The following is a 7,002-nucleotide window of genomic DNA, read 5'->3' on the forward strand; positions in this document are numbered from 1 at the left end:
ATGTCCGGCTCCGTCCGCAGAGGCACGGAACCAATTACAAAAATAGGAAATTAAATCGGAAAACCGCCAACGGCCGCTGATTTTGCGGCAAAATTCACATGAGAAGTTCGGCTTTCCAACAATATTGTTAGACAACATCATTCGCTGTTCGGCATTCATACGACACAAAATCCGGAGGCAACATAAGGTTTTGATCCACATCGGTGTCAGACTGCGATTTTTTGTTAACTTTGTAGAGACTACTCCCCTATTATTTGTCCGACATGAGTGAAGCAAGTTATTTCAAGACCCTTTTGTCCAAGCTGGATCAAGCCGACAGCAAAGGCTTGTCCGAAGTATTAGACAAACTCAATAACCATACAGCCGTCCGCAAGGTGCCTCTTTTCGGGGCTCCGGTCGATGTAGCATACGTCGGCGAGGACCATTCGTTTCTGTTGGTCAAGTTCGATTTCATCGATTTAACCCCGGAGCGTTATTCCTGGCTGGCGGATGAAGAGGGCATCGGGTCCGAACCGCCGTTGTATTTCGCAAAAAGCGAATATCGCATCTCTCCGGTCTATGAGATGCAACGGGCAAAATGCCTTTTCTCGCTGATCCATCCCGACGCCGAGATCGAGATGCTGCTTGTCTGCAACTACACGATCCTTAATTATGAGATGATGAAGAAGGCATGGGGCGAAATCGGGGTTCAGGTTTTCGAAGAGATTGACGAAACCGCCTCGGAAGCATTCCGCCCCTCCGACGAAGATAGACGTCTGTTATTGAAGGCCGTGGACAGAGCTTCGCTGAGCCCCGAAAATTTTGATTGGGACAAGGCTTTCCCGAACTTCATCAAAACCCTGTTCCACTACGGAGATCAGCAGGTACCGCCCGACAGCGACACTGATACGGACAACGACAGCGACTCCCTGGAAGAGAATCCCTTTGCCGAATTTCTGGCCAACTCATCTTCCGATGCGGAGGCCGAGGAGACCGGGCCGCAGGAAGCAGGACTGATGGGCGACGGCAAAGACAACCATGGCGGACTGAAGATCCGGTCGATACGCTTGTTCCGCGGACCGGTGGATCCGAACGGAGAGATTCCGCAGGAGTCGCTGTGGGCATTCGATGGGCGGCGATTGAAATCCGTGGGTCTCTCGTTCGAGGCCCGCTGCAGGGCGGAGCAGGGCCCATACGACGAGATGGTTGTCAACCTCTACGACGAAACCGGCCGTTTACAGGTCCACAAAGAGATCCGGGCCACCCTCACGCAACTCGACAACGGAACGGACCTCTCTCTGCTGGCCTCGCTTGATGAGGATGAAACCTTTCACTGGGCGACGGGGAATTATGTGATCGAGATCAAATGCAGGGATCAACGGATCGTTCCCGTTACGTTCCAGGTCGGGAAACGCAATGTCTGCGGGTACTACGAGCCCGAGAATGCGGAGAAGAGCTCGCCCGTACAACCTTTCGAGGTTCTGAAGTCCCTGATCGGGCTGTCGCAGGTAAAGGAGCAGATGGGCATCTATCGGGATATGGTCCGCATAGCCACTCAACGGCGGCAGAACGGTTTGTCCGTACCGCCGATCTCCCTGCACGCCGCATTCATGGGCAATCCCGGAACGGGCAAAACAACGGTGGCGCGACTTTACGGGGCAATGCTCAAAGAGTTGGGGCTGCTGAGTTCGGGACACGTCGTCTACAAGGAGCGCAGCCTGCTGACGGGCCAAAACTACTCCAGCGAACAGGAGTTGACCTTGCAGGCGATCGAGGAGGCGCAAGGTGGGGTGTTGTTCATCGACGAGGCCCACAACCTCTATAACCCCAATGACCCTCGGGATCCGGGCAAGAACGTCATCGAGACCCTGCTCACGACCCTGAGTGACGAACAAAAGAACGACTGGGCACTGCTGCTGGCCGGATACACCGACGGCATCACACGCATGTTCTCGATCAATCAGGGATTCGCATCGCGCATCCCGGAGCGGAACCGCTACTATTTCCAGGACTATACGGCCGACGAGCTGATACAGATTGCCGATTCGTACTGCATACGACACAATTATTTCCTCTCGGAGGAGGCCCGCGAGGCGCTGCGCATGAAAATCCGCCACGACTATCGGTTGCGGGACGAGAAATTCGGCAACGCCCGCTACGTTACGGCACTCCTGACCTCGGAGATTCTCCCGGCCATGGCCTCACGCCTTGCCCGCCGCAGTCCGGTTTCGCTGTTCGACATGCTGACCATCGAACGGGAGGATATTCCATCGCCGCACGTGAAAGACTATAAAGGCTCCATGCGCAAACTTTACGACATGGTGGGACTCGGGGCGTTGAAAAAGAGCATCGAAGCACATCTGAACATGGTCAAGCTGATGATGCTGCGCAACGAGCAGGGCATCGAAACGGCCATGCCGCCCCTGCACATGGTATTCACGGGCAATCCGGGCACGGGCAAGACTACCGTGGCGTCGTTCATCGGAGAGATCTACGCCTCGATGGGGCTGTTGTCGAAGGGTGATTTGATCTATGTCGAGCGGAAGGATCTGGTCGGCCAGTTCGTTGGCGACACGGAGAAAAACACCGAGGATGTCCTGAATCGGGCCAAAGGCAACGTCCTGTTCATCGACGAGGCCTACACGCTGGCCCCCAAGGGCAACGAGAAGGATTTCGGCCCGCGGGCACTTGAGGTGCTGCTCTCGGCACTGGGCAAGGAATCGGTTGATATGCTGGTCATCATGGCCGGCTATAAGGAGGAGATGGAGGAGATGCTCGCATCCAACCGCGGACTGCGTTCGCGCATCCCCTATACGTTCCATTTCGTCGACTACACGGCCGACGAACTGATGCAGATTGCCGAGCAGGTGGCCGAACGCTCGCAGTTCCGCTTCTCATCAGCCGCCCGCCGCAAACTGCGGGAGCTGGTCGAGTTCAAACTTGCGGGCAAGGATGCAAATTGGGGGAATGCCCGTTATATCACACGGCTTATCTCGTCGCAGATTCTGCCGGCCATGAGTTCACGTCTGGCCGCACTCCCTGCCGCAAAACAGAAAGACCGCAACCGGCTCTGCCTGATCTGCCAGGAGGATATTCCGTCACCGGAGGACGATGCGACACGCGAGCAGAAGGTCGGATTCGATGAAGCCGCCGTAAGCCGTGCGCTGAAGAGGCTCGATGCCCTGGTGGGGCTGGAAGAGGTCAAACGCAGCATCCACAATTTCGTCGACGTGAGCCGTTACATGCGTTCGCAGGGCGGAGGCTGGATGGACAACGAACCCCTGCGCTGGAACTTCACGGGGAATACGGGCACAGGAAAGAGCACCGTGGCCGGCATCATGGCCGAACTGCTTCGGGCGATGCACCTTCTCGGGAAGGGGCATCTGGTGGAACTCAAGGCCGAGACGCTGTACAACGTTTCGGACTTCAAGGCCGAAGAACTGCTGCAAAAGGCGATGAAACGCTCCGAGCAGGGGCTGCTCTTCATCGACGGCGATGCCCCCGTCTTCAAGCACCCCGACTCCCGCTTCAATAGCGAAGTGCTGCGCTTCAAGCTGAGTTCGATGACGATGGAGCTACCCGGCACCTATGCGCTGATCATTGCCGAAAACGAAGGCACGCCGCACCTGCTGACGCGCAGCCTGCGCGAAGGGGGCATCACCTCGTTCGACCATACGCTGCACTTTGCCGATTATACCGAGGAGGAGCTGCTGGCCATTCTCGGGAAGTGCCTGCAACGCAAGCGGCTCCGACTCTCACCCGAGGCGGCCCGGCATATGGCCGACTACATCCATTCGCTGTACGCGAACCGCCGGCTCGGCTACGCCAATGCGCGCACCATGTCGAAACTCGCCCGCTCAATTGCCGAAACCGCCCTGCTGCGCATCAGCACCGGGGATTCGCACGGCGACGGCACGGTGCGGTTGTGCGATGTGGAACATTATGTCTGGAAAGAGGTCGATACGCGGCGAATCGGGTATGTAAAACCATAATCCAGCCCCCGGACGGGAGCCGTACGATGCGGCGATACGTCCGGGGGTATTCCCGAACAAGAAAACCAATCGCCAGCAAAATTTGTATTACTTAGACTATTATCTCACAAAAACCCCAAAAATATGGCTCAAAAAATAGGCATCCATGTGACCATTCATCCAACGGCTGTTTTGGAGGATGGTATCGAAATCGGCGACAATACAATCATCGAAGCATTGTGCCATTTATCATCCGGCTGTAAGATCGGCAACAACTGCAAGATCCATCGCAATGTCTTTATTGACACGAATGTCCATATCGGGAATAACGTGAAAATTCAGAACAATAACAGCATTTATGAAGGGGTGACCCTGGAAGATGGGGTATTTGTCGGGACCAACGTATCATTTACCAATGATAGATATCCCCGATCCATCAATCCTAATGGGAGCTTGAAGAGCGGAAAAGACTGGGTGCGTGAAAATACATACGTTTGCTACGGAGCCTCAATCGGATCGGGAGCGACAATTGTATGCGGAGTAACAATCGGCCGAGGCGCAATGGTCGGCGCTGGAGCCGTGGTAACAAAATCGATCGACGAGTTTACCCTGGTCTATGGAAACCCGGCAACCCCAAAGAGAAAAATCAACCTTTAGTAGATAAAATCCCATGAAAGACCTCTTTATCAGCTATTCAAAAAATTTCGATATCGTATCTGCATTTCTGAAAGACTTCAAGTCCAGTGGTATTACCACGTGGGTTGACATTGAGAATCTTTACAAGAATCCAAGTGAGGACTTCGGTGAAGAGATAGAACAGAACATCCGCAATTCTTCCGCTTTCCTGCTGATATATTCCAAAGAATCCATGCAGTCGGAATATGTAAAAAAAGAACTGGACTATGCATTCTCTATAAACAAACCAATCCTTTGTTTCCCCTATTTTCCAAACTGCGAGGATCTGAATTATAATAAACACCGCAACTTCTCAGACCATCTAAATGAAATCCAGTGGCTCTGCAACTCTCAACAGATTGCCCGCATACCCGGTCTCAGTGAATACATCGAGGGGAATGAACGTTTCCGCGACTTGCAGTCATTGATAGTGGATATGCCGGATCAGGAATCGGACAAGTTCGCCGTTGATATCATTCTGGCTCGCATCGGCATCCAAATTTTCCTGAAAAAGCCGTTGACTCCATTTGGAACTTTTACGCCCCTTGAAAGCAATCCGGATGTATATCGAAACGAAGACATCCACATGCGCGTATTGAGCAAGTTTTTTTATGTGAGTCCCCCGCAAGAGCTAGCCTATCGCATACAGCCCTTCCTGGACAAAAGCAAAGAGTGGCAATCCGAGTTGGCTCAATACAATCAGAATTATGAAATTGAAAGCGAGGAGTTGTTCGCACAGATGGTTCACTTCATCTGCACGAAAGGCCACATGACTTCCCCGGAAGCCCTGGCAATCATCGATCAAGCTCGCCGTCAGGCCGTAGAGATCATTGAAAAATTCCTTGAAACCAACTCTCTGATGTTTAATGGGCCAATGGTTGGAGTCCATAATTTGCGAGTAGGTCGAATCCCGGGCAACGAAAGAAGTTTGTTATACATCGATTTGTATCAATCCGATTACTACACGTTCAAATTCACGGGAGAGTTATACCACCTGCTGAGGAAGATGGGGATTGAATTCTCCATCCGGCTGGACAACATAAAGGAGTATGCGCCGTTCTTGTGCTCACTGGGATTGGGCGGCTTCATCCTAGTGAAGCACGGACAAGAAGAATATTTGCAATGGATCAAACGATCCGGGCTGATTCAGGCGAAAAAGATGTGGCATTTCAGTTACGACGAAACGGTGCACCTCCTGAAGGATCTCATGCTTGACGACAGGAAGGAGCCGATACGAGACCAGCAGGATCACCTGATGAAATTGGACGCCGGGATCCTTTTCAAAAGAGCCCTCAAGGAGGAATTGCGCCTGCAGAATCAGATTTCTCCAAAGTTCAAGAAAGGGATCTTTGAGATAGGGCTGATTGAATGCGATCGGTTGGAAATTGAGCTGCTATCATATGCAATCATTGAAACAGATCCCCAACTGAGCATTGACGATCAGCTCAGGATATATACAGACAGTGCAAAAGACAAGATTGAGCGTGAGAAAATCGAGTATATCCCATTCTCAAAAGAAGGAATTGTTAAGGAACTGCATGGTAAATTCGTTACACCCGAGGCTCTTACGCTTGCCAACCGGCTACTTGTTCAAAAAGCGGAAAATGAGCTATACTAGGAGGATAGCTGTAACAAAAATGCGAATGGATACTGTTCCAAATAGTGTGTCTATGGAGGGATAAATAAAAAAGTCTACAGATTTTTTAGATTTGTATAGGGAACCAACAAAAAACTAAAAAAGGAGTAGACCTTATGGTGTTGACAAAGGAACAACTTTCCGAATTAATATGCAAACATTCGGAGCGGGAAAATGGCCTTCAAGATCTGTTGGAGATCTTGTTGGAGAGTATGATGGTCTCGGAGCGCCGGGAATATCTCCGGGAAAATTCCGCATCGGGGAATAAATGCAACGGCTTCCGTCCGGGACATAGTTACGGTCATGGCCGTACGCTGACGTTCCGGATACCCCGAGATCGCTACGGGAACTTTCATCCCCGGATTCTGGCGATCCTGCGCCATCAGGAAGATGAATGCGAACGCCTTGCCGGAACACTTTACACGAAAGGTCTTACGCAGGAACAGGTTGGCGAGGTATTCCAGGATATCTATGGCGAGCACTACAGCAAGGCGAGCATTTCGCGAATGCTGGACTACCTCCGAGAAGATGTCTCGCAATGGCTCACGCGCTCTTTGGAGGCGTATTACCCGATCGTCTTCATCGATTGCGTACACATGAAGATCCACCGCAAGCGGAGCGTAGAAACAGAAGCTTTCTATGTAGGGACTGTCGTAAAAAGAATAAAACTTCATAATGAATTGATTGCCAATGTAATATAAAATTTGTATCTTAGCTAAAGATAAAAAGAATACCTCCAAT

The 7,002-nt window shown here is 51.8% G+C and carries 4 protein-coding genes; all 4 read left to right on the top strand.

The annotated features are described in order from the left end of the window. The first annotated feature begins 263 nt into the window (after positions 1-263). Entirely contained in the window at positions 264-3,971 is a 3,708-nt protein-coding gene (locus B5F90_RS03645) for an AAA family ATPase (RefSeq protein ID WP_087361251.1), read from the top strand. 123 nt (positions 3,972-4,094) lie between these two features. Further along, on the top strand, positions 4,095-4,607 hold the full coding sequence (locus B5F90_RS03650; RefSeq protein WP_087361253.1) for an acyltransferase: 513 nt from the start codon (positions 4,095-4,097) through the stop codon (positions 4,605-4,607). A gap of 13 nt (positions 4,608-4,620) precedes the next feature. Next, the gene (locus B5F90_RS03655; RefSeq protein WP_087361255.1) at positions 4,621-6,243 is read left to right on the top strand and encodes a toll/interleukin-1 receptor domain-containing protein; all 1,623 of its coding nucleotides are present in this window, start codon (positions 4,621-4,623) and stop codon (positions 6,241-6,243) included. Positions 6,244-6,377: 134 nt separating this feature from the next. Further along, entirely contained in the window at positions 6,378-6,962 is a 585-nt protein-coding gene (locus B5F90_RS03660) for a transposase (protein ID WP_239307735.1), read from the top strand. The last annotated feature ends 40 nt before the right edge of the window (positions 6,963-7,002 follow it).

Source organism: Alistipes sp. An31A (genome assembly GCF_002159425.1).
Classification (GTDB): domain Bacteria; phylum Bacteroidota; class Bacteroidia; order Bacteroidales; family Rikenellaceae; genus Alistipes; species Alistipes excrementigallinarum.